Here is a 21,746-nt window from a genome sequence, read left to right on the forward strand (position 1 = left end):
ACTATCTCCGCATCCTAACTCGTCGCCTGGTCTTCGCCGACCAGCGCAACGCTATAGAAGCCGTTATCCTGCAGCGCATTCATGACCTGCATGAAGTCGCCGTAACGGGTGTTCTGGTCGCCCCGAATGAAGATCCGCTCATCGGCCGGGTTCCGGGAACCGATCTGTTCTTTCAGATCGGCGCCCAGGGATCCGACGTCGGTCTTGAAGTCGCCCACATAGACGTCGCCGTCATTCTGGATCGAAATATAGACCGGCTTGGGCGGGTTCGGGGCCGCCTTGGCGACGGCGATTGGCAACTCGACAGGCACCGACACAGAGGCAAGCGGAGCCGCCACCATGAAGATGATGAGCAGGACCAGCATGATATCAACGAAAGGCGTAACGTTGATATCACTGTTGGCCTGAGGCAGGTTGCCAGCGCCGCCCGATTTAATCTTGGCGGCCATCCGTCTTACGCCCCCTTGTCGAGCTGACGCGAGATGCCGTTCAGCAGCTCAGCGGCGAAGCCGTCGGCGCGCGTGCCGTAGGCAGCGATGCGGGTGTTGAAGTAGTTGTAGAAGACAACGGCCGGAATAGCGGCGAACAGACCGATACCGGTGGCCAGAAGAGCCTCAGCGATACCCGGCGCCACGACGGCCAGGTTGGTCGTGTTCGACTGGGCGATACCGATGAAGGAGTTCATGATGCCGTACACGGTGCCGAACAGACCGACGAACGGACCGATCGAGCCGACCGAAGCCAGGAACTGCTGGCCGCCCGAAAGGCGCAGGGCCAGACCGGATTGCACGGCGGCGACAGCCGACTGAGCGCGGGCCATAGCCGAGTCGAGGTGATCGCCGGTGACCGACAGACCCGATTGACGCGACAGTTCGATTTCCTCGGTGGCGGCGGCGGCCATGTCGGCCAGCGGGTTGCCGTCGAACTCTTCCTGGGTCGAAACAGCGCGCATGTCAGCGATGGTGCGGGCGCCGCGGAAGTTTTCGAGGAAGTTGTCGGTCTTGCGGTTCAGAGCGCCGAACTCGAACAGCTTGATGAGCAGCAGGGTCCACGACAGGATCGAGGCCAGCAGCAGGCCGGCCATGACGACCTTAACGACGACCGTGGCTTCCATGAACATGGAGATCGGGGTGATGTCGCCGTGACCGCCGCCGACGGCGTCGTTCACCGTTGCGGGATCAGCTTCGCCAGCAGCCGGAGCGGCGGCTGCGGGAGCCGCAGTCGAGGCGGCCGGGGTGGGCTCGGCCGGGGCCTGGGCCAGAACCGGCGAGCTCGCCATCAGCGCGGCGGCGCCGGCCATGGCGAGAAGGATATTCGTCTTTTTGCTGTTCAGCATAATTCGCCAGTTCCTGCTTGGTCTGACTCGTGGAACCAAAGGTGCGGCCATAGTCAGCGACCGCCCCCCAACCTGAAATGTTTCCTTCAACGCGCCCGTCCTTTCGAGGATCAGAGCCCGCTGAAATCTTCGGTGGAGATCGAACCGGTCGCCCGCCTCGTCTCCGCTGGTCGAACCTTCGGAGACACGTCCCCGGCGATCCGCATTAACGTCTTCTTGCGAAGGCGCCTCAACCCTTTGACGAACCCTTACCGGAGCGTCAAGGGACAAGAGGGGCTTTTAACCCGTCGAGAGACATGGAGAAAAGTTCCACCAACCGGCGCATTAGAGTGCAGCCACGCGACATTTTGATGATGATCTGACGTCAGATGAAGCAAGTTTGTTCAAAACGGCCATCCTGAGCGCGATCATTTCCCAATACTGCAAATTGTAGGGCTGATCGCTGCAAGCCGCCTGAAAGCCGAGGACGGCGCAAAGGCCGCAGCGCAAGATAATGCGCCGGTGCAATCGATTTTTGTGGGGCAAGAAAAGATGGTGCCTGGAGGCGGGTTCGAACCACCGACACGCGGATTTTCAATCCGCTGCTCTACCAGCTGAGCTATCCAGGCGCCGACGCGGCGTCGCGAGAGGCGGGTCTATAGGGGAGGCTTTTCCGCCTGTCCAGCGCCCAATCAGTCCTTTTCGTCATCATCTTCCGCACCCTCGTCCAGGGCGACCGGAATGGCGTAGCCGCCAGTGAACCAGCGTTGAAGATCCACGTCCGAACAGCGGCGTGAGCAGAAGGGCTTGTACTTGGGATCGGCGTCGGCCTTGCGGCAGATTGGACAGGAAGCCACGGCTCACCCCTCTTCTATTCGTCCGCGCCCAACCGGGATCGCGGGATCGGCCTGGATCACCGCTCGCGGTCCCAGACGAGCCGCCAGCGGTTGAGCAATCAGGGCTTCTTCCGGCGCGCAACGCGCGATGATGCGCGGCGACAGGGTATCGGCCAGAAGGTGCCGCCGCAAAGTGCGCACGAAAGACAAGGCTCGTGTTTGAACAGACGGGCGTCCGCTGGCGCCGAGCAGAACCTCCTCGATCGGCGTACGGCGCCAGGGAAGCGACATCTGCAACAGGCCGAACCGACTGACGGGTCCGAAGACGGCCTGGGGTTCGTGACCGAACGCGGCCCGCGCAACCTTGGCCTGGGCCTCCGCGTCCGTACCGTCCCCGATCATGTCGATGACGACCAGGCCGCCCCAGTTCCGCAGGCCGGTCAGCCGCGCCGCCTGTTTCAACCCCTCGCGATTCGCAGCCGCCCTTGCCTGTTTCGGATCACGACCGGGGGTGGAGGTGAAGTCGATGTCCACAGCCACCAGGGCGCGCGTGCGTTCGATGGCGAGATCGATCCCATGCGAGGCGAAAACGATCGATTGAGCCAGAGCCTCCTCCTCCGCCTCGACCACGGCGTCGATAGCGGCGATGCCGGTGACTGATTCCTCGCCGGGCGCGAGATCGCGCAACTGTTCGGCGATGCTGGGTGCGGGCTGAATCAGGCGGGGCGTCCCCTCCCCCGGTCCTACATACCGAACTGCCGCCCCTTTTCCGGCACGAGGTTCGGCGGTGACGACGACTTCCAGCCGCTGGCCTTGGGTAATTCGGTCATTTCTCGGGAACGGCAGAAAGGCGGCGGCCGGTGCGGCGATATCGACGAAGGCGCCGCGCAAGCCGGGATTCACCTCGATGACACGCCCCACCGAGCGGGCGCCGAGCCGGGTCTGCGCCATATCATCGTCGCGATGGATCAGAAGATGGGTGTAGCGGCCGTCGCGCATGATGGCGCCACGCGTCTCGCCAGGCGTCTCGTCGAGGAAGACCTCGACTGCACCGCTCATGAACGCCAGCCGACGCCGTTCAAAAGCTGGACGGCCTCATAGACGGGCAGGCCCATCACAGACGGATGGCTGCCGACGATTCGCTGGATGAAGGCGGCCGCCGGGCCCTGGATGCCATAGCCCCCGGCCTTGCCACGCCAGTCGCCCGTAGCGACGTAGGATGCGATCTCGTGGTCCGACAAGGGTTTGAAGGTCACGCGGGTTTCGTTGACGCGCGACGATAGTTTTCCTTCGCGCCAGACGGCGACGCCGGTGAAGACGCGGTGATTGCGGCCGGACAGCAGTTTCAGAAAGCGTGTCGCCTCGGCCTCGTCCGCCGCCTTCTCCAGAAAACGACGCCCGACAGCGACAACCGTATCGGCGGCGATGACCACCGCGTCGGCACGGCGTTCTGCGACAACCAGGGCCTTCGAGGTGGCGAGCCGTTCGGCCAGACGCGGCGGGGTCTCGCCCTTCAGAGGCGTCTCGTCGATGTCGGCAGGATCGATATGGTCGGGCGTGATCCCGACCTGCGCCAGCAGTTCGATGCGGCGCGGGCTGGCCGAAGCCAGCACCAGTTCGGGGCGACCCGCAGCCACTTACTTGAAGCGATAGGTGATGCGACCCTTGGTCAGGTCGTAGGGGGTCATTTCGACCAGCACCTTGTCGCCGGCCAAAACGCGGATGCGGTTCTTGCGCATCTTGCCGGCGGTGTGGGCGATGATCTCGTGGTCGTTCTCGAGCGTCACGCGGAAGGTGGCGTTCGGCAGCAGTTCGCTGACGGTCCCGGGAAACTCGAGCAGTTCTTCCTTAGCCATGCGGCCTCTCACGCCCGTTGAATATGCGTTCGACCCCACGCCGGGCGGGCGCGAGGGGCGGAATGGACGGGCCTAATGCCCGAAAACACAGAGATAGTCGAGGTCAGCCGCGACGGTAGAGGGCGCAGAGCAATGTGAACAGGCGCCGCGACGTCTCGTGATCGACCACGATCTTGCCGTCCAGTCGCGTCTTCAGCTGCTCGGCCCCTTCGTTGTGAAGGCCGCGCCGGCCCATATCGACCGATTCGATCTGGCTGGCCGAGGATCCGCGCAGAGCCTCATAGTAGCTGTCGCAGATCATCAGATAGTCTTTGATCACGCCCTTCAGCGGCGTCAGGCTTATGGCGTAGGTGCGCGTGAAGTTCTCGCCGTCGATGTCGAACACCAGACGATTGTCCTGAAGCGACAGCTTCAGCCTGTAGGGTCCGCCCTCGGCGCCGACGGGCTCGAAGCTGTTCTTCTCGACCAGATCAAAGATGGCGACGCGACGCTCGTGCTCGATCTCGGCCGTCGCCGCCGGCAGGGTCGCGGCGTCCAGTTCGACCGAGGCCAGCTTGTGATCGGCGCTCATGCCGCAGTCCCTTCGTCCAGTTCGGGCGTGTCCAGGTGGGTCGGCGCGATGCGCGCGGGCCAGCGGTCGGAGATGTCCGTGACCACGGCGTCCAGGCATTCGACGTCGATTCGCAGATCACCGCCGCCGGCGAACATCAGAATGACGCGCCCGCTCAGGTCCTCGGTCGGAATGAAGTCGAGCGCGAGCAGTTCGAGCGAGGCGTCGGGACTGCGCGACAGACGACGGCTCTTGACCGCCAGAACGTCGCCGAACTGCATGGCGCACATCACCCGCGTCCCGCCGCACTCCCAGCAGAAGCGGCTGAAGGCGATGGTCAGGGTCCGGGCCGCCTTTTCCCAGACGATGTCGACGGGGCGCAGGATGGCGTCCTGGAGCGCGGCGGAGATGATCTGAAGATCGTCGGCGTCCTCGGCCAGCAGACGCAGCGGTTCGACCGGCGCCTTGGCTTCGGGGATGACGCCGTCGATCTCAGTGCTCATCACCTGTTCCCTTTATGCGGCGGATGTCGGCTCCGCACGCGCCGAGCTTTTCTTCCAAACGCTCGAAACCGCGATCCAAATGATAGACGCGTCCGACCGTCGTTTCGCCCTCGGCGACGAGGCCCGCGATGACTAGGCACATCGAGGCCCGAAGATCCGTGGCCATCACCTGCGCGCCGTGCAGAATTTCGACGCCGTTGACGTGCGCCTCTCCGGCGTGAACCGAAATGTCGGCGCCCAGTCGCGCCAACTCCGGCACATGCATGAAGCGGTTCTCGAAGATCGTCTCGCGAACCGTGCTGACGCCCTCCGCCGTCGTCATCAGCGCCATGAACTGGGCCTGGAGATCGGTGGCGAAGCCCGGATAGATGGCCGTCTCGACGTCCACGGCCTTCAGGCGCTGCTTCGGATCGCGCTTGATCAGAACGCCATCAACGGTCGGCGAGACCTCGACGCCCGCCTCCAACATCTTGTCGGTCAGCGAACCGATCAGTCCCGCCCGCGCCTTGGTCAGACGCACCTCGCCGCCCGCCATGGCGGCGGCGACGGCGTAGGAGCCCATCTCGATCCGGTCGGGAATCACAGACCAGGTCGTTCCATTCAGCGACGAGACGCCGGTGATGGTCAGGACGTCGGTGTCGATTCCCTCGATCCTGGCGCCCATGGCCGTCAGACAGTGGGCCAGATCGCCGATCTCGGGTTCGCGCGCCGCACGGCGCAGGACAGTCGTGCCTTCAGCCAGCACAGCGGCCAGAAGCGCGTGTTCGGTGGCGCCGACGGAGACGAAGGGGAACTCGATCTCGGCGCCCTTCAGGCCCTTGGGCGCGCGGGCGGTGACATAGCCTTCGTCCAGCTCGATCTCGGCGCCCAGCGCCGTCAGCGCCTGCAGGTGCAGATCTACTGGACGCGCGCCGATGGTGCAGCCGCCCGGCAGCGAGACCTTGGCTTCGCCTGTGCGCGCCAGCAACGGCCCCAGCACATTGAACGAAGCCCGCATCTGGCGCACCAGATCATAGGGCGCGAAGGTCGAGGTTAGGTCCTTGGCGTGGAACAGGCTCTCTTGCCCGTCCGCATTGTCACGCTCAGTCACTTCGATGCCGAACTGGCGCAGCAACTGACCCAGGAACCGGGTGTCGGCCAGACGCGGCATGTTGGTCAGCAGCAAGGGCTGATCCGTCAGGATCGAGGCGGCCATCAGCTTGATGGCGGAGTTCTTGGCGCCGCTGACGGGAATGTCCCCGAAAAGCTGGGCGCCGCCCTGAATGGCGATGCTGTCCATGACGTCCTTAAGCGCGCCCGATGCCAACGCCTCGGGGGGAAGGTTCTCTAGCAAGCCGGCGAGCGCTTGCCAAAGGGCTGCGTGATCGCGAGCCGATGACTTTCAGTTGCTGTCGCGTGGTGCAGCCGGCGTGCGCGCCGGCGCCTTGCGCCGCCGCAGATTGGCCCGGAGCGCCGAGGCCAGCCGCATGGCCTTTTCCGCCTTGGCGCGCGCCTTTTCGAATTCGGGCCCCGATTCGACGATCGGCGTCGCCTGCGCGGCGGCGGAGGGCGTATCGGCGTCATGCGGCGTGCGAGTCATGGCGCGATGATGCCGTGATCACGGGCCATGTCCAAACTTTCTTTCAGATCGTCAAAAAGCCGCTTCCCTCCCCGGAAGGGTTTGGCTATACGGCCGCTTCCTCAGTCGGGGCCGCCGTAGCTCAGTGGTAGAGCGCATCCTTGGTAAGGCTGAGGTCGTGGGTTCGATTCCCCCCGGCGGCACCATCTGAGACTTGAAAAGGCCCGGCTTTCGCCGGGCCTTTTTGATTTCCAGATCGGACAAAAAAGCCTTCAGTCGTAGCCGTACAGGCCGCGGCGATAGGGATCGCGGTCATTCGCGTCCCCGTCCTTGCTCCAGCTGAACCCCATAGACATCGACTTGGTCGTGGTGTCGGCCCCATAGCCTCGACCGCGCCAGCCGCCGCCATAAGGCGAGTAGAAGCCCGGTCCGCGCAGACCATAGCCGCCGTAGCCATATCCCCAAGGTTCATTGCGGCCTTCGCGGTAGGCTAGGTCCAGGCGGCCGTTCTCGCCGACGGGCAAGGAAACCGCCGCGCCATAGCTGCGATAGCCGCCGGTGCCGATCCCGGCCTCGACCATGCCATGCATCTTGCGCTCGGCCGGCGCGCCCGGCTCTGCGCTTTCGTCAAAGCTGGCGCCGGGCGTGCGCGCGCTGATCCAGTTCTGGATCTGCTGTTCGGTGGTCATGCCGTGTGGGGCGGCGTCCTGAGCCGTCGGCGCAGTCAACGACGCCTCAGGCGCCGCCGCCAGGGCCTGAGCCAGAGTGGGCGCGTTTGTCGGCGCCGTCGTCACCACGCCGTCCGGATCACCGTCCGACGCCGCCAAAGCCACACCCGCCAAGAGACTTGCGATCAGCATAGGCCACCTCCGTTCGACATCATCCTAGCACAGCGATTGAGGCCAAGGTCAGGCGATGCCGTCGCCGCGGTTCAGGGGGTCCGGCAGGGCGTCGCCCTCGGCCACGAAACTGAGCGCGACCGAGTTGATGCAATAGCGGTTTCCGGTGGGCGGCGGGCCGTCGGGGAAGACGTGACCCTGGTGGCTGCCGCACCGGGCGCATTGGGTCTCTATCCGGATCATGCCGTAGCTGGTGTCGCGGATCGCGTGGACATGCGCTTCATCGACCGGCTGGGTGAAGCTGGGCCAGCCGGTGCCGCTTTCGAACTTCGTTCCGCTCTTGAACAACGGCAAGCCGCATTCGCGGCAGCAGAAGACGCCGGCCCGCTTCTCGCCAAGCAAAGTGCCGCAGAAGGGAGCCTCCGTGCCGTGAGACAGAAGGACGCGCTTTTCCTCAGAATTCAGATCGGCTTCGAGCCGGGCGCGTTCTTCGGCGTTCGGCGGGGTCAGGTCATAGCCCGACGGCGAACGAAGGGTTTTGGAGGTTTGGGCGAGATCGGTCATGGACTGCAAATAAGAAGGGCGGGCCAAGGGTTCCACCCCCTGCCCGCCCCTCGTTCATTCGACCGGCTGTTTCCTTATTGGAACAGGGTGCCGACCCAGGCGCGCACGGCCGCCTCGTCCGTCGCCGATCCGGTATAGGCAAGGCCCTGTGCCGGAGTGAAGGGCGCATCGTTGCCGCGTTGGCGCGTGGTCCAGGCCTTATGACCATAGGTCAGCTCGGCATAGTTCGACGGCAGGCGCAGAACGGTCGGCTCGATGAAGATCGAATCCTCCGCCGTCACCGATCCGGCCAGGCGCACGTTCGGCAGGCGCGTCAGCAGATCCAGCGTATCCAGGCACCCGCTGGTGCAGCCGCTGTCGACCAGGACCACGACCGGACCCGCCACGGGGTTTGCTGCGCCCGTGTCCGCCATTGAAGGACGACCCGGCATGGTGAAGGTCGGCTGGTTGGCGGCCAGGGCCGAATCGAAGGCGGCGACGATGGCCTGGGTCTGTTCGATCACCGGACCGGACTCGGCGACGAAGCGCGGATCGGCCTGCATGCGCGCCAAGGTGTCGGCGAACCACTGACGGTTCGCGGGCGTGGCGCGGTAGGTGATCGAGCCGGCTTCAGGCTGACGGCTGACGGTGAACTCCGGCGTCCAGATGCGGTTGGCCAGGCCATAGCCCTTGCCCGTCGCATTCAGCGAAGCGCCGTTTGCGCCGCGCAGATCGATGACCAGACCCTGCGCGCTGCGAATGGCGGGCAGTTGGGCTTCGACAGCGGCGTAGAAGGCGTCCCATCCGGCGTCGTCAGCCAGGGTGTGAACGTTGATCCACGGACGGCCGTCGACCGTCTCGACCGACAACGGATTGGCGCCCGGCGTATAGACAGTGGCGCGATAGGCGGCTTCCAGGCTGGCGGCGTCGGCCGGCTGGGGCTGCATCTGGAAGTCACGATCGCGACGCCCGACCTTGAAGGTGCACAGCGACGGAACGCCGCCGGTGAACGGGTTATTGCGGTTCCACAGCAGATAGGGGGCGGTGTGGACACGTCCGGCTTCCGTCGTGAGGTCGCCTTCCCAGCGGTCCAGCCGCTCTTCGGCCAACTGCGCGGCGGTCTTGTCGCCGCATTTGACCAGGGTCGCGCCGAGCGGCGGCACGTTGCGAACGCCGGGCTTCACATAGGAGACGACATATTCGCCGTTGCGCCACGCCGTGGTCACGCCCGGCCAGCTGGTCGCGAAGAAGGGGCCAAGGCCTTCATAGGTCGGGCGAATCGCGATGTTCGAGTCGCGGAAGCCGTTGGCATAGTAGCGCATCAGATAGGCGTGGCTGTCGCCGCTGTTCACGCGTCCCACCTTGCCTTGCGCATCGGTCAGGCCGGCATTGATCCAGCTGCGAAACGCTTCGCTGGGCGCGCCGGGAATCACGGCGGCAGGGTGGTTGGCGGCCAGGGCGTCATGCGCGGCTTGGAGGTCTTGCTGCGCCAGGGCGCGAAAATCCTGTGCGACAGCGGCGCCGGCGGCGACGGTCAGCGACAGAACGGCGGCCGATGCGGCGGCGATCATTCGGTTCATGGGGTTTCCTGCGGCCTTTGATTTCAAGCTCGTGGGAAAGGTTAAACCCCATGCGTCCGGCGCTTGCCAACCCCGCCGCGCGGGATTTCGCCCGATTGTCACATGGGCTGCGGCGATGCGGCGCGCATCAAAGCGGCGCCGGCGCCTCGACCGCTGCGCCGAAGATCCGATCGAAGCTGCGCCTCAAGGCCTCGTCCGCCTCGTCCATCGTCGCCAGAACGCCGAGATCGACCAGGCTGGTGACGCCGTGTTCCTGAATGCCGCAAGGGACGATGCCGCCGAAATTCTCCAGATCCGGCTCCACGTTCAGGCTGATGCCGTGGAAGCTGACCCATTTGCGGACCTTGACGCCAATGGCGGCGATCTTGTCCTCACGCGACCAGCCCGCCCCCTTGCGCTCGACCCACACGCCCACGCGACCCGGCCGGATGTCGGCCTTTACGCCGAACGTATCCAGGGCGCCGATCAGCCACAACTCAAGCCCGCGCACGAAGCACCGGACGTCCTTGCCGCGCCGATTAAGGTCCAGCATCACATAGGCCACGCGCTGTCCCGGGCCGTGATAGGTGAACTGTCCACCTCGCCCCGTGCGATGCACTGGAAACCGGCCGGCATCCAGAAGGTCGTCGTCCTTGGCCGAGACGCCGGCTGTGTACAGCGGCGGATGTTCCAGCAACCAGACCATCTCATTCGCCTCGCCGGCCGCAATGGCGGCGACGCGCGCCTCCATGAAAGCCTCCGCGGCCGCATAGTCGATGTAGCCTTTCGACACGGCCCATTCGACCGGTCGGCCATCGTCGAGACACAGTTTCTGAAGGGACGGGCTTAACGGCTCAGCAAGCATGACGCTTCAATGTGGTCGCCAGGGCGTTTCTGCAAGAGACGGCCCTCCAGTGATGAGAGCTTTACGTGACCCAGATCAACGCCGTCGATGTCGAAATCTCAGTCGTGCTGGGTCGCTCGGTGCTGCCGATGTCGCAACTGCTGCGCATGGGTCGCGGCGCGGTGATTCCCCTGGACGCTGCAGAGGGCGACGAGGTTTGGATCCTGGCCAACAACTATCCGGTCGCGCGGGGCGAGATCGAGATCCGCGACGACCGAATCGCCATCACCGTCACCCGCCAGGCGGACGTGTACGACTTCATGGCCGGGTCGGCCTGAGGCTTTGATCCGCGACGTCTTTGCGTCGTTCATTTCGCCCTTTCCTTTTCCAACGGCTTCGTCTATTCGCCGCCGCTCCGATGCGAGCGGTCGTGGCGGAATTGGTAGACGCGCAGCGTTGAGGTCGCTGTGGGGCAACCCGTGGAAGTTCGAGTCTTCTCGACCGCACCATCTGGCTAAACAGGGCGATTCATCGGCTAAGTACGGCTGGACATTCTACCAAGGGAGGCGACCACGTGAGCACCACGGACACCGCCTTTGCTCCAGACGAGACGCTCGATAACGAAGACCACGCCGCCCTGGACGAGGACTATGTCCTCACCCCTCAATTCGTCGAGAAAGTCGTGGACGCCGCCGACGACGGCGACGGGATGCGGCTGCGCTCGCTGCTGGAAGACCTGCACCCGGCCGACGTCGCTGACCTGATGGGCTTTCTGACGGCGGAACACCGCGCCGTCGTCGTGCTGTGGTTGCCGCCCGAGCTTCTGGCCGAGACCCTGCCCGAGCTCGACGACAATATCCGCGAAGAGGTGCTGGAGCGGGTCCCGCACGGCACCCTGGCCGAGGCGTTGCAGGAACTGGATTCCGACGACGCCGCCGCCGTCGTCGAAGACCTGGAAGACGACCAGCGCGAACGCGTTCTGGCCGCCATGCCCGAAGTCGATCGCGCCGCCATCGAAAGCAGCCTGGGCTATGCGGAAGAGTCCGCCGGCCGCCTGATGCAGCGCGAGGTGATGGCCGCGCCCCAGTTCTGGAGCGTGGGCGACACCATCGACCACATCCGCAAACAGGGCGACGACCTGCCCGAGCTTTTCTTCGACATCTATGTCGTCGATCCGCTGAACCGTCCGGTCGGCGGCGTGCCGATCAGCGGTCTTCTACGCGCCGCCCGAACCGTCGCCCTGACCGATCTGATGGAGCCGATCAACGAGATCGCCGTCGATCAGGATCAGGAAGAAGTCGCCTACATCTTCGAGAAATACCACCTGATCTCGGCGCCCGTCGTGGACGCGGCCGGACGGCTGGTCGGTCAGATCACCGTCGATGACATCGTCAACATCATTCAGGAAGAAAACCGCGAGGACATCCTGCGTCTGGCCGGTGTCGCCGATGAGGACCGCGGTTCGTCCGTGCCCGAGATCGTGCGCGGTCGCGTGCCCTGGCTGGCGATCAATCTGGCGACGGCGGCGCTGGGCGCCAGCGTCATCGGACTGTTCGAAGCCACCATCCAGCAGATCGTCGCCCTCGCCGTCCTGATGCCGATCGTCTCGGCCATCGGCGGCAACGCCGGCACCCAGGCCCTGACCGTGACCGTACGCGCCCTGGCGACGCGCGAGCTGAACAGTTCGAACGCCCCGCGCACCTTCTGGCGCGAGATGATGGTCGGCCTGGCCAACGGCCTGATCCTGGCCCCCCTAATCGGCATCGCGGCCGGCTTTTGGTTCCGGGACGAAGACTGGAAGATCGGCCTGGTGATAGGCGCGGCCATGATCCTGAACCTGCTGGTCGCCGCTTCGATCGGGGTCCTGACGCCCCTGACCCTGTCCAAGCTGAAGTTCGACCCGGCCGTGTCATCGGCCGTGTTCGTAACGGCGACCACCGACTTCTTCGGCTTTTTGATCTTCCTTGGTCTGGCCACACTGGTGCTGCTCTAGACACGACGCGGACGATCCGGCGCGGCCCTTGCTGGGAGCGGTGCGAGCGCCGCGCGCCTGTTTCCAATTGGGTCAACTGTGTCTGACGTCCTCCCCAAACCGAGCAAGGTGTCCCGCGAGGGCGTCCTGCTGATCAAGAGTTTCGAAGGCTTCCGGCCTCGGGCCATGCAGCGCAGCGACGGTCGCTGGGTCATCGGCTATGGCCACACCCAGTCGGCCCGCGAGGGCGCGAGGGTGTCCGAGGCCGAGGCCGAACTGCTTATGCAATACGACCTGATCCCGGTCGTGCAGGCCGTGACCGATCATGTCCGCGTTCCCCTCAACCAGCATCAGTTCGACGCCCTGGCCAGTTTCGCCTTTTCCATCGGCGCTGACAGGTTTGCCGCCTCCGACGTGGTCGAACAGTTGAATGCGGGGTCTGCCCGGCAGGCGTCGGCGTCTTTGAGCGCCTGGGCCGATGAAGCCGCCGCAGAGACGCCAACCCGCCGTCGTTCCGCTGAACACGCGCTGTTCAACGCCGCACCCGGCGCGCCGGTTACCTTGGCGGATCTTTTGGCCGCGCCCCTGCCGTCTCCTTTCGAGACGGACGAGCCGGCCCTCCCCGCCGTCGACGGCGCCCTGGATGAGGCCGTCGCCCCCTTCCCGGCCCAGGACGGCATGGTGCTGGCTCAAGCCATCTCTGCGACCACCGCACCTCAGCCGCACAACACCTATGCCGCGACGGCTGTCGGCCCGGTCCCGGACGTCGTGCCGCTGACCGGACAATCGGAGACCGTCTCCGTCGCTGCGCCGATCATCGCGGCCAACGACATCCACGCGCCGGTTGAGGCCAAACAGCCTGAGACGCCGTCGGGCTTCGCCGATGCGCAAAAGACCAGCGTGGTGCTGACCGCGCCGGGACTGGCCGAAGCCACGTCCGGCGACAGCGCCGCCGCACCGGCCATTGAGGGTGACACGGCATCCAGCGAAGACGTGCTGAGCACGCGTGAGGTCGTGGCCCGCGCTCGGGCCAGGCGGCGCTCGGGCCTGGGGGAAACCCTGACCTTCGTCATCATGGGCGGCCTAGGCGCCCTGTGCCTCGGCGTCGCCATGGCCGCCTTTCGCCGCGCGTCGATATCGAACAGCAGCGACACCGCCACGGTCGCCTGGGTCCTGATCCTGGTCGCCGCCGCCTGCCTCGGGGTGTCGGGCTACAACTGCTATCGGCGCTGGGGACGGGCTGACCGCGTCTGACAGCGCTTGGCGAAAGGCCGTGCGCGATGCTACGCCCTAGCGCATGAGCATTCCCTTCGCGCCCCAATCCATGGAATTCGGCCTTGGCGATAACGCCGACGCCATTCGCGACACCACCGCCCGCTGGGCCGCCGATCGCCTGGCCCCGCTGGCCGCCGAGATCGACGAAAAGAACGAGTTCAAACGCGAACTCTGGCCCGAGATGGGCGAATTGGGCCTGCATGGAATCACCGTCGAAGAAGAGTTCGGCGGCCTTGGCTTGGGCTATCTCGAACATGTCGTCGCGATGGAGGAAGTGTCGCGCGCCTCGGCCTCGATCGGCCTGAGCTACGGCGCCCACTCCAACCTGTGCGTTAATCAGATTCGGCGCTGGGGCACGCCCGAGCAGAAGCAGAAATACCTGCCCAAGCTGATCAGCGGCGAACATGTCGGCTCGCTGGCCATGTCGGAGGCCGGATCGGGCTCCGACGTCATGTCGATGCGCACCCGCGCCGACAAGAAGGGCGATCGCTACATCCTGAACGGCACGAAGTTCTGGATCACCAACGCGCCGCATGCCGACACCCTTGTCGTCTATGCCAAGACCGATCCGGATGCGGGATCAAAAGGTTGCACCGCCTTCCTGATCGAAAAGGGCATGAAGGGTTTCAGCGTCTCCAAGAAGCTGGACAAGATGGGCATGCGCGGCTCGGACACCGCCGAACTGGTGTTCGAGGACTGCGAAGTGCCCGAAGACAACATCATGGGTCCGCTGGGCGGCGGCGCCGGCGTGCTGATGAGCGGCCTGGACTATGAGCGCGCCGTTCTGGCCGCCGGTCCGCTCGGCATCATGCAGGCCGCACTCGACGTGGTCTTGCCTTACGTCCGCGACCGCAAGCAGTTCGGAAAGCCCATTGGCTCGTTCCAGCTGATGCAGGGCAAGATCGCCGACATGTATGTCGCCCTGAACAGCGCCCGCGCCTATGTCTATTCGGTCGCCCGTGCCTGCGACGCCGGCCTGACAACGCGCTACGACGCGGCGGGTGCGATCCTGCTGGCGTCTGAAAATGCGGTGAAGGTCACGATGGAGGCCGTTCAGGCCTTGGGCGGCGCCGGCTACACCAAGGAATGGCCGGTTGAACGCCTGGTCCGCGACGCCAAACTCTATGACATCGGCGCCGGCACCAACGAGATTCGCCGCTTCCTGATCGGACGGGAACTGCTGGGCGGCTGACGGCTTGTCTCCGCACAAGGAGACAGACCATGCCCGCAAAATCCGTCGCTCAGCAAAAGGCCGCCGGTGCCGCCCTGTCCGCCAAGCGTGGAGACACGCCGAAGTCGAAGCTGAAGGGCGCGTCCAAGTCCATGGTCGAGTCCATGACGGAAAAGCAGCTGGAAGACCTGGCCGAGACCAAGCGCAAGGGCAAGCCCGAGCACGTGCAGGACTGAGACACAGTCGATTTATCTCATCGCCTGTCCGTTCTGTAAGTGGCGATCCGCGCGCCGACCGCCTAGATGGGCGCAATCTCCAGCCGAGCGCCCCGCCTGATGCCCGCCCAACCGCCCCCGAACGACGACCTGCGGCGGTTCTCCGACGTTCTTGAAGACCTCGGCCACGCCCCCGAACCCAAGCTGACCATGGCCGAACTGGTGGCGTCGTTCGGCGAGCGCGGCTTTGGGGCCATGATCCTGATCCTGTCGCTGCTGGCGCTCCTGCCCTGGCCGCCCGGCGGCAAGGCGGTCTTCGCCGTACCGATCATCCTGATGTCTCTGGAACTGGCCTTCCAGAGACAGAGTGTGTGGCTGCCGCGCTGGATGTTGAAGGCCTCGGTGTCCCGCGCCGCCTACAATTCCTTGATCGCCACGCCGTTCGCAGCCCCGCCCTGGCTGCGTCGCTGGGTGCTGTCGGCAAAGGTGCGGATCGCCGGGCGCCGGTACATCTTTTCCGACGGCGTGAGGCGCGCCGTTCGCAGACGCCCGAATGGCCTGAGCGTCCTGAAGATGGTCCGCGCCATCGAACGCTTGACCCGCCCTCGCCTGCCGCTGCTGACCGGCGATGTCGCCGACACCTTCACAGGCTTGGTCTGCGTGGTGCTGGCCCTGATCATGGCCTTGCCCATCCCGTTTGGAGACGCCCTGCCCGGCATCGCCCTGGTTCTGTTCGCCCTGGGCATGATGCAGCGCGACGGGGTCGCCATCCTGCTCGGCGTCGTCGCCACCGCAGCCAGCGCCCTCTATCTGTTCCTGATCTGGGCGACGGTGGTCGAGGTGGCCCAGCACGTGACCGGCTGGTTCGCCAAACTGCTGCACTGACGGCGACAAAAAGGGCCGCCGGGTTTCCCCGACGACCCTTCATTGCCTGACCGCGAACGGTCCGGCCGCAACTCAGTCTGAAAGGCTCAGACCAGGCCCTCTCCGAGGACCAGGGTCGCGGTCGCCGCTCGCGATTGATGACAATGAGACACTGGATCACCTCCTTTCAGCTACACGTCACACTCTGACGCAGAAGCAGAACATGGGAGCGGGAATCGGCGTCGGCAAGTCACGGAATCGGGAGGCGAAATGCTTGACGCCCTTCGACTCCATGAGAGGCTAAAGCGTCCGAAACCGCTCGTGGAGCCTCATGACCGTCACGCCCTGCATCATCTACGTCCGCTTTTCCTCGATCCAGCAGGAGAAAGGCGCGTCGATTGAACGTCAGCTTGAACTCGCTCGCGCACATATCGCGCGAGAGGGTTGGGTCGAGGCCGAACCTCCGGTCATCGACAAGGGACGCTCGGCATGGAAGGGCGACCACCTCTCAAAGGGAAACCTTGGCATCCTGAATAAGAGGATCATGGCGGGCGAGATCGCGCCGGGAACCGTCCTTCTTGCGGAGAAGCTGGATCGGTTCAGCCGTCAGGAGCGGAAGATCACCCGGCGTTGGTTGGAAGATGTCACCGACCTCGGCATCGGCATCGCCACCGTGGACGGCGGGCGGGTCTACACGGCCCAAACCCTGCAAGCGAATATGGTCGAGGACATCGAAATCCTGATTCGCGCTGAACTGGCGTGGAAGGAAAGTCAGCAGAAGTCCGAACGAATCATGGACGCCCAAGCTCGCAACCGCACCAAGGCGGCGACGACGGGCCGCGTCATGTCCGCGCGTTGCCCCGGCTGGCTCAAGGTCGTCGCTGGCAAATTCGAGATCGTCGAGGAACGCGCCGAACTCGTTCGCCAGATTTACCAGTGGACGGCCGAAGGCGTTGGCGCCCGAACGGTTGGCAAGCGGCTGAACGACGCCGACGTGCCGACGTGGGGGAAGGCAAGCCACGGATGGGAACCGACCTTCATCAGCGAGATCATCGCCTCCCCTGCCGTCGAGGGAGATCATCAGCCGACGCGCCTTATCAAGGGCCGCAAGACCGCGACGTTCGAGAAGATCGAGAACTACTATCCCCGGATCGTAGACGCTGACCTCGTGACCGCCGCCCGCTCGGCCCGCAAGATGCGCCAGCGTTCCGGCGGTGGACACCGCATGAACTTTCGCAATCTCTTCCAGTCCGTGGCCCGCTGCGCTGGCTGTGGGGGCCGGATGACCTTGAGAAACGGCCCTACCCCCCGCGCCAATCTGATTTGCTCTCACGTCTTCCGGGGCCGCAAGTGCGATCAGGCCACGTCGATTCGCTACCGGGCGTTTGAAGACGCCGCCCTTACCCAGATGCTGCATCTGGCCTTGGATGATCGGTTTTTCTCCAAGGCCGACGAGACCCGCCCGCTCGTGACGAAGGTCGCTGAACTCGACAAGCTGATCGCCGACCAGACCGCCAAGTCGAAACGTCTCTTGAAGATGATTCTTGGCGCGGACGACCCCGATCAGACGATGTTGGACATGCGCTCCGAGATTGAGCGAACCATGGTCGCGACCAAGGCACGGCGAGAGGAAGCGATTCTCGCCCTCGACGCCGCCCGTGGTGCTGTCAGTCAGGCCGCTCACATGCGCCGGGTCTGGGAAGTGCGCGAGGCGATCAACCACGAGGACGAATCAATCAGCACCGCCGCCCGGATGAAGGTGGCTCAAGCCATTCAGACCGTCGTCGAGAGGGTCGAGATCGACACCAAGGACGAGTTCGAAGGCAAGGAGCAGAAGACCTTCACGATGACGCTCGTCGGGAATGTGCGCGGCTTCAAGTTCGACGACAGGGGAAACCTGCTCGCAGAGTTCGACTTGGGCGCCCACATCCTCAACCCGGAGACCGGCGTCGGCTATCTTCATGGTTCGCTTGGTGTCCAGCCCGACCCGCAGAAGATCGCGACTCTCCACGAGTATTTCCGACGCCGGAGCCAAGCCGCTTAAGGATTCTCGCCGCCCTTAAGGGCAGGCCCTGCCTCGATAAATATCGAGGTGAACACCGAAACATATCGACAGAAGGTCGCTCGTCAGATCGACCTTGAGAACGAGTCACGCGCGCTCGGCGCAAGCCGCTATCGTGCGAGCCGACCCATGCCGTGGCGCAACGAGACCCGCGCCGCTGACGAAGAGGCGGACCTTCCACCCGGCCGTCAACTTCTCAAGCTGGCGACCGAGCCGACCGCCGCTGCGATCCGTGAGTTTTGCGAGCGCGTGGATCATGGCGGCGCGGCGCGCGGCGTGGACGCCCACCTGATCCTGTCGCAGATCGGAGCCGACGAGGCCGCCTATCTGACAGGGCGGGTCGCACTCGACGCCGCCGCAAGCGGCATGAAGTTCACCGCCACCTGCATCGCGGTCGCCAACGCCATTATCGAACACATCCAGATGGACGGCCTTCGCCAGAACCGGAAGGATGTCTTCAAGGGGCTGCTCAAGTCCCAGCAGAACGCTTCCTCTCTGGTCACGAGCAAGAAGCGCAAGGCCATCAAGGACATCATGATCGAACACGGGGTGGACCGCACGTTCACCCTGCAACAGCGCGTTCGCGCGGGGGCCAAGGCCCTCGAACTGTTCTGCGATGTGACCGGCCTGTTCGTTATCGAGAGCATCGCGCGCGGCACGAAGGTCATTCGACCGACCGAGGCCGTTCACCGTTGGCTCGAACAACAGCACGCCCGCTGCGAACTGTTGGAGCCGATGCATCTTCCGATGATCGTCCCGCCGCGCCGATGGACCACGCCGTTCCGTGGCGGCTACGTCACCAAGACGCCGGGTGCGCGCCTCGTGAAGCAGACGAACGCCGCCTATCACGAACATCTCCGCAAAGTCGAAATGTCCGCCGTTTACTCGGCCGTGAACGCGATCCAATCGACGGCTTGGCGAATCAACCGGCCGATCCTCGATGTCATCCGTGAGGTTTGGGACGGGGGCGGCGTTTTGGGTGGTCTACCCAATCGACAACCGCTCGATCTCCCGCCTCGCCCGCCCGAGTTCGCTCACGACGAACAGGTGAAAGCCCGCTGGAAGCGCGAGGCCGCCGACATCCACGACCTGAACTCGGCCAACCTATCGAAGCGACTGGCGATCAGTCAGCGTCTATGGGTCGCGGAAAAGTTCGCGGACGAAGAGGCGATCTTCTTCCCGCACAGCGTGGACTTCCGAGGCCGCGTCTATCCGATCCCGTCCGCCGGTCCCAATCCGCAGGGCGACGACATCTGCAAGGCTCTGCTGACCTTCGCCGAAGGCCATCCGATCACCGACGCCGGAGCGGGTGCGCTCGCCATCCACATCGCCGGATTGTTCGGGGTCGATAAGGTCTCGCACGACGAACGCATGGCTTGGTTCTGGGCGAACGAGCATCTGGTTCTGGACAGCGCGAACAACCCTCTCGACGGCGCCCGCTTCTGGGCCGAAGCGGACAGCCCCTTCATGGCTCTGGCCGCTTGCATCGAATGGGCGGGCTACATCCGCGAGGGCGCCGACTTCATCAGCCACCTGCCGGTCAGCCTCGACGGTTCGAACAGCGGTTTGCAGCATTTTAGTGCGATGCTCCGCGATCCTGTAGGGGCGAAGGCCGTCAACCTTGTGCCGGATGACCGGCCGCAGGACATCTATTCGGACGTGGCGGCGAAGGCTCAAGCCCTCGTCGATCAGGATGCCGACGAAAGGGCAGTCGCATGGCGAGGCGGACTGGTCACGCGCAAGGTCGCCAAGCGTCCCTGCATGACCTTCACCTACAGCGCGACCCGGTTCGGCATGACGGACATGATCTATCAGACGCTCCGCGAACTGGACGCCAACGGTCAGCCCCACCTTGGGACGGCCGACAACTACGCCTCGTCGCTCTACCTTTCCTACACCCTCTGGGATGCGATCTCGGACACGGTAGTCGCCGCCTCGACCGCCATGGCGTGGCTGCGCGAAGCGGCCAAGGTGATGACCGCCGCTGGTCAGCCGATTTGGTGGACGACGCCGACCGGCCTTCCGGTCCTGCAAACCTATCCCCGCCGTCGCAAGGACCGGATGACGGTCTTTCACAAGAACAAGCGGCTTCAGATCAACCTTCAGCACAGTGCGCCGGGCATCGACGGTCAGCGTCAGGTCAACGGTATCAGCCCGAACTTCATCCACTCCATGGATGCGGCCCACCTCATGGCCGTCGCCAACGCCTGTCATGACGCGGGCATCTATGACCTGTCCGTGGTCCATGACAGTTTCGGGGTTCACGCCTGTCGTGTCTTCGAACTGCGCTCGATTCTGCGAGAGACGTTCGCCGATCAATACAGCGTGGACAGGCTGGCCATGCTGCGTGACGAACTGATCGCACAGCTACCGGAAGCTTACGCCGACAAGCTCCCGCCACTTCCGGCAATGGGCGACTTCGACATCAACGAGGTCCGCCGGTCGGATTACCTTTTCCACTAAATGCCTTGAGCCAATGAATGCATCCTAACTCCCTATTGAGAGACCGAAACATCCCATGATTTTTTCAGACCCTAATCTCGGCGACCGAGTTCGAAGCGCATCGACCGTCGCCGTCCTGCGTGAACCCGCCTTCCTCGTTCTGGACCGTGTGTCGAACCTCGACCCGGCGGATCAGATTCGCGCCACGTTCCTCGCCGCTGTCGCTATGGCGTTGGGCGCCGGGATCAATCCACACGAAGAGGTCACGCGCTCGCTCCGCATGATGTCGGATGCCGAAGCAGACCATACCGTCCACGTTCAGGCGATCCGCGACTATGCGGAAAATGAACTGCGCCGTTTCGTTTGATCCCCGATGTCGGTGTGATCGTCGGATTTGTGCGGCTGTTGCAGTCGCCGGTCTCGCACTTCCTCATGCCGACTGACTTGGCGGACGAAGCGTCGGCTTGGCTGCTATCGCAAGAGATCGAGCATGAATGGAATGACCTCTACGTCATGGGCCTTCAACCCACCGGCGGGACAGTAATCTCTATCGCCGACGACTTCGGCGCCTTCGCATTCAGGATGTGGGGCGACGATACGGTTATCGGACCCGTGATTTTTTCCACGCCTTTGCCCGGCAAGTGGCCCCGCAATATTTCGGCGGACGACCCGCCTTGTTGACGGTGATAGCCCCCTGACATTGGCCGCAGTGCACGGGCGTCGGCTTCACCTCTGCTCGCACCGCTCGGTATCGAGCCTTTTCACGACAAAGCTGCGAGCAGAATTTCTTCGATGATCGGATGATCTGAAACGCTGTCCCGCAGACAGGACATGCGCCTTCCGCCTTGGCCAACTCTTTACGGGGCCGTGGCGTAGCAAACCCTCTGGATGCGTCACTCGCTGCCAGCAGTTCTTCGATCCTCTCGGCCCAACGGCCCTCACATTTCAACATCGCGTATTTACCGCGAACGCTCCCCAACCTCATTTCGAAAGGGCCTCGCATGAGCCGACCGAAGCCCTCTGCCTACGCGCAGACCCGACCGTTCCCCACCAACGTCGCCGAGTTCCTTGAATACCTCGACTTCAAGTTCCCCGAGCAGGAGCCACGGGCTGGCGACACCCTCGACACCATCATGTTCAAGGCGGGCCAACGCGCCGTCGCCCTCCAGATGCGCCGGGAGTTTGAAGCCTCCCTCAAACGCAAGGAGGTCTGACCATGTGCCTCGTCAAAAAGCCGAAGGTTGTCGCCGCACCGGCTGACAAAGAACCGGCCATCATCACCAACCCTTACCTCGACGGTCTGCCCGCGATTGAACGCGCCCGTGCTGGCGGCGTCCGCTCG

General features: G+C 64.4%; 25 protein-coding genes and 3 tRNA genes. 13 read left to right on the forward strand and 15 right to left on the reverse strand.

The features are described 5' to 3' along the window. Window positions 1-14: 14 nt before the first annotated feature. The 11 genes from A4249_RS07275 to A4249_RS07320 all read right to left on the reverse strand — a co-directional run bounded on the left by A4249_RS07275 (window position 15) and on the right by A4249_RS07320 (window position 6,639). Entirely contained in the window at window positions 15-449 is a 435-nt protein-coding gene (locus tag A4249_RS07275) for a biopolymer transporter ExbD (RefSeq protein ID WP_055754882.1), read from the reverse strand. Between the two features lie 5 nt (window positions 450-454). Next, window positions 455-1,336, reverse strand: coding sequence for a MotA/TolQ/ExbB proton channel family protein (locus A4249_RS07280; protein WP_017505197.1), 882 nt, complete (start codon window positions 1,334-1,336; stop codon window positions 455-457). A gap of 532 nt (window positions 1,337-1,868) precedes the next feature. Then, window positions 1,869-1,944: transfer RNA gene (locus A4249_RS07285), tRNA-Phe, on the reverse strand. A 63-nt stretch (window positions 1,945-2,007) separates the two neighbouring features. After that, the gene (locus A4249_RS16320) at window positions 2,008-2,172 is read right to left on the reverse strand and encodes a DNA gyrase inhibitor YacG (protein ID WP_082854100.1); all 165 of its coding nucleotides are present in this window, start codon (window positions 2,170-2,172) and stop codon (window positions 2,008-2,010) included. A 3-nt stretch (window positions 2,173-2,175) separates the two neighbouring features. Beyond that, the gene (locus A4249_RS07290) at window positions 2,176-3,210 is read right to left on the reverse strand and encodes a ribonuclease E/G (RefSeq protein ID WP_066551768.1); all 1,035 of its coding nucleotides are present in this window, start codon (window positions 3,208-3,210) and stop codon (window positions 2,176-2,178) included. Then, window positions 3,207-3,788, reverse strand: a complete 582-nt coding sequence (locus tag A4249_RS07295) for a Maf family protein (protein WP_066551769.1) — start codon at window positions 3,786-3,788, stop codon at window positions 3,207-3,209. The genes A4249_RS07290 and A4249_RS07295 overlap by 4 nt, the downstream gene beginning before the upstream one ends. Next, on the reverse strand, window positions 3,789-4,007 hold the full coding sequence (gene infA / locus A4249_RS07300) for a translation initiation factor IF-1 (protein WP_008261544.1): 219 nt from the start codon (window positions 4,005-4,007) through the stop codon (window positions 3,789-3,791). It abuts the gene before it with no gap. Between the two features lie 103 nt (window positions 4,008-4,110). Continuing rightward, on the reverse strand, window positions 4,111-4,578 hold the full coding sequence (locus A4249_RS07305) for a UPF0262 family protein (RefSeq protein WP_017505201.1): 468 nt from the start codon (window positions 4,576-4,578) through the stop codon (window positions 4,111-4,113). After that, window positions 4,575-5,060, reverse strand: a complete 486-nt coding sequence (locus A4249_RS07310; protein ID WP_066551770.1) for a DUF2948 family protein — start codon at window positions 5,058-5,060, stop codon at window positions 4,575-4,577. The genes A4249_RS07305 and A4249_RS07310 overlap by 4 nt, the downstream gene beginning before the upstream one ends. Beyond that, entirely contained in the window at window positions 5,050-6,339 is a 1,290-nt protein-coding gene (gene murA / locus A4249_RS07315; RefSeq protein WP_066551771.1) for a UDP-N-acetylglucosamine 1-carboxyvinyltransferase, read from the reverse strand. The genes A4249_RS07310 and murA overlap by 11 nt, the downstream gene beginning before the upstream one ends. Window positions 6,340-6,441: 102 nt before the next feature. After that, a complete protein-coding gene (locus tag A4249_RS07320; protein WP_055754875.1) occupies window positions 6,442-6,639 on the reverse strand; it encodes a hypothetical protein in 198 nt (65 codons plus the stop codon). Between the two features lie 110 nt (window positions 6,640-6,749). Here A4249_RS07320 and A4249_RS07325 point away from each other — a divergent pair. Then, window positions 6,750-6,824: transfer RNA gene (locus A4249_RS07325), tRNA-Thr, on the forward strand. A gap of 66 nt (window positions 6,825-6,890) precedes the next feature. On the opposite strand, the gene A4249_RS07330 is transcribed toward A4249_RS07325, so the two are convergent. The 4 genes from A4249_RS07330 to lipB all read right to left on the reverse strand — a co-directional run bounded on the left by A4249_RS07330 (window position 6,891) and on the right by lipB (window position 10,424). Further along, window positions 6,891-7,478, reverse strand: a complete 588-nt coding sequence (locus tag A4249_RS07330) for a hypothetical protein (RefSeq protein ID WP_197458482.1) — start codon at window positions 7,476-7,478, stop codon at window positions 6,891-6,893. Window positions 7,479-7,526: 48 nt separating this feature from the next. After that, window positions 7,527-8,021, reverse strand: coding sequence for a peptide-methionine (R)-S-oxide reductase MsrB (msrB, locus tag A4249_RS07335; protein WP_066551772.1), 495 nt, complete (start codon window positions 8,019-8,021; stop codon window positions 7,527-7,529). A 74-nt stretch (window positions 8,022-8,095) separates the two neighbouring features. After that, on the reverse strand, window positions 8,096-9,580 hold the full coding sequence (locus A4249_RS07340) for a hypothetical protein (RefSeq protein ID WP_066551773.1): 1,485 nt from the start codon (window positions 9,578-9,580) through the stop codon (window positions 8,096-8,098). Between the two features lie 127 nt (window positions 9,581-9,707). Then, a complete protein-coding gene (gene lipB, locus A4249_RS07345; protein ID WP_066551774.1) occupies window positions 9,708-10,424 on the reverse strand; it encodes a lipoyl(octanoyl) transferase LipB in 717 nt (238 codons plus the stop codon). Window positions 10,425-10,489: 65 nt separating this feature from the next. Between lipB and A4249_RS07350 the strand changes: the two genes are divergently transcribed. The 12 genes from A4249_RS07350 (at window position 10,490) to A4249_RS07405 (ending at window position 21,618) form a co-directional block, all read left to right on the forward strand. After that, window positions 10,490-10,741 carry a FliM/FliN family flagellar motor switch protein gene (locus tag A4249_RS07350; protein ID WP_017505209.1) on the forward strand — a complete coding sequence of 84 codons (252 nt, stop codon included), beginning with the start codon at window positions 10,490-10,492 and terminating at the stop codon, window positions 10,739-10,741. 86 nt (window positions 10,742-10,827) lie between these two features. After that, window positions 10,828-10,912 (forward strand) — tRNA-Leu (locus A4249_RS07355). Between the two features lie 65 nt (window positions 10,913-10,977). Next, entirely contained in the window at window positions 10,978-12,396 is a 1,419-nt protein-coding gene (gene mgtE / locus A4249_RS07360; protein WP_066551775.1) for a magnesium transporter, read from the forward strand. A gap of 78 nt (window positions 12,397-12,474) precedes the next feature. After that, entirely contained in the window at window positions 12,475-13,629 is a 1,155-nt protein-coding gene (locus A4249_RS07365) for a lysozyme (protein WP_156494660.1), read from the forward strand. A gap of 43 nt (window positions 13,630-13,672) precedes the next feature. Further along, a complete protein-coding gene (locus A4249_RS07370; RefSeq protein ID WP_066551777.1) occupies window positions 13,673-14,842 on the forward strand; it encodes an isovaleryl-CoA dehydrogenase in 1,170 nt (389 codons plus the stop codon). A gap of 29 nt (window positions 14,843-14,871) precedes the next feature. Next, window positions 14,872-15,057, forward strand: coding sequence for a DUF3008 family protein (locus A4249_RS07375; RefSeq protein ID WP_066551778.1), 186 nt, complete (start codon window positions 14,872-14,874; stop codon window positions 15,055-15,057). Between the two features lie 99 nt (window positions 15,058-15,156). Next, the gene (locus tag A4249_RS07380) at window positions 15,157-15,921 is read left to right on the forward strand and encodes an exopolysaccharide biosynthesis protein (protein ID WP_197458483.1); all 765 of its coding nucleotides are present in this window, start codon (window positions 15,157-15,159) and stop codon (window positions 15,919-15,921) included. A 310-nt stretch (window positions 15,922-16,231) separates the two neighbouring features. Then, window positions 16,232-17,944, forward strand: coding sequence for a recombinase family protein (locus tag A4249_RS07385; protein WP_066551780.1), 1,713 nt, complete (start codon window positions 16,232-16,234; stop codon window positions 17,942-17,944). Window positions 17,945-18,091: 147 nt separating this feature from the next. Then, window positions 18,092-20,425, forward strand: a complete 2,334-nt coding sequence (locus A4249_RS07390) for a DNA-directed RNA polymerase (protein ID WP_156494661.1) — start codon at window positions 18,092-18,094, stop codon at window positions 20,423-20,425. 148 nt (window positions 20,426-20,573) lie between these two features. Then, window positions 20,574-20,771, forward strand: a complete 198-nt coding sequence (locus A4249_RS07395) for a hypothetical protein (protein ID WP_156494662.1) — start codon at window positions 20,574-20,576, stop codon at window positions 20,769-20,771. Then, the gene (locus tag A4249_RS07400) at window positions 20,768-21,085 is read left to right on the forward strand and encodes a hypothetical protein (protein WP_066551783.1); all 318 of its coding nucleotides are present in this window, start codon (window positions 20,768-20,770) and stop codon (window positions 21,083-21,085) included. Before A4249_RS07395 ends, A4249_RS07400 begins: the two co-directional genes overlap by 4 nt. A gap of 320 nt (window positions 21,086-21,405) precedes the next feature. Beyond that, on the forward strand, window positions 21,406-21,618 hold the full coding sequence (locus tag A4249_RS07405) for a hypothetical protein (protein ID WP_066551784.1): 213 nt from the start codon (window positions 21,406-21,408) through the stop codon (window positions 21,616-21,618). Window positions 21,619-21,746 lie beyond the last annotated feature (128 nt).

Source organism: Brevundimonas sp. GW460-12-10-14-LB2 (assembly GCF_001636925.1).
GTDB classification, from domain to species: domain Bacteria; phylum Pseudomonadota; class Alphaproteobacteria; order Caulobacterales; family Caulobacteraceae; genus Brevundimonas; species Brevundimonas vesicularis.

Excerpts from the sequence above, each read along its gene's own strand:
- A4249_RS07330 (WP_197458482.1), bottom strand. The coding sequence starts at position 7,478 with ATGCTGATCGCAAGTCTCTTGGCGGGTGTGGCTTTGGCGGCGTCGGAC.
- A4249_RS07320 (WP_055754875.1), bottom strand. The coding sequence starts at position 6,639 with ATGACTCGCACGCCGCATGACGCCGATACGCCCTCCGCCGCCGCGCAG.
- A4249_RS07280 (WP_017505197.1), bottom strand. The coding sequence starts at position 1,336 with ATGCTGAACAGCAAAAAGACGAATATCCTTCTCGCCATGGCCGGCGCC.
- A4249_RS07370 (WP_066551777.1), top strand. The coding sequence starts at position 13,673 with ATGAGCATTCCCTTCGCGCCCCAATCCATGGAATTCGGCCTTGGCGAT.
- A4249_RS07275 (WP_055754882.1), bottom strand. The coding sequence starts at position 449 with ATGGCCGCCAAGATTAAATCGGGCGGCGCTGGCAACCTGCCTCAGGCC.
- A4249_RS07390 (WP_156494661.1), top strand. The coding sequence starts at position 18,092 with ATGCCGTGGCGCAACGAGACCCGCGCCGCTGACGAAGAGGCGGACCTT.
- A4249_RS07305 (WP_017505201.1), bottom strand. The coding sequence starts at position 4,578 with ATGAGCGCCGATCACAAGCTGGCCTCGGTCGAACTGGACGCCGCGACC.
- A4249_RS07405 (WP_066551784.1), top strand. The coding sequence starts at position 21,406 with ATGAGCCGACCGAAGCCCTCTGCCTACGCGCAGACCCGACCGTTCCCC.
- murA (WP_066551771.1), bottom strand. The coding sequence starts at position 6,339 with ATGGACAGCATCGCCATTCAGGGCGGCGCCCAGCTTTTCGGGGACATT.
- A4249_RS07385 (WP_066551780.1), top strand. The coding sequence starts at position 16,232 with ATGACCGTCACGCCCTGCATCATCTACGTCCGCTTTTCCTCGATCCAG.
- msrB (WP_066551772.1), bottom strand. The coding sequence starts at position 8,021 with ATGACCGATCTCGCCCAAACCTCCAAAACCCTTCGTTCGCCGTCGGGC.
- A4249_RS07340 (WP_066551773.1), bottom strand. The coding sequence starts at position 9,580 with ATGAACCGAATGATCGCCGCCGCATCGGCCGCCGTTCTGTCGCTGACC.
- lipB (WP_066551774.1), bottom strand. The coding sequence starts at position 10,424 with ATGCTTGCTGAGCCGTTAAGCCCGTCCCTTCAGAAACTGTGTCTCGAC.
- infA (WP_008261544.1), bottom strand. The coding sequence starts at position 4,007 with ATGGCTAAGGAAGAACTGCTCGAGTTTCCCGGGACCGTCAGCGAACTG.
- A4249_RS07380 (WP_197458483.1), top strand. The coding sequence starts at position 15,157 with ATGCCCGCCCAACCGCCCCCGAACGACGACCTGCGGCGGTTCTCCGAC.
- A4249_RS07375 (WP_066551778.1), top strand. The coding sequence starts at position 14,872 with ATGCCCGCAAAATCCGTCGCTCAGCAAAAGGCCGCCGGTGCCGCCCTG.
- A4249_RS07310 (WP_066551770.1), bottom strand. The coding sequence starts at position 5,060 with ATGAGCACTGAGATCGACGGCGTCATCCCCGAAGCCAAGGCGCCGGTC.
- A4249_RS07290 (WP_066551768.1), bottom strand. The coding sequence starts at position 3,210 with ATGAGCGGTGCAGTCGAGGTCTTCCTCGACGAGACGCCTGGCGAGACG.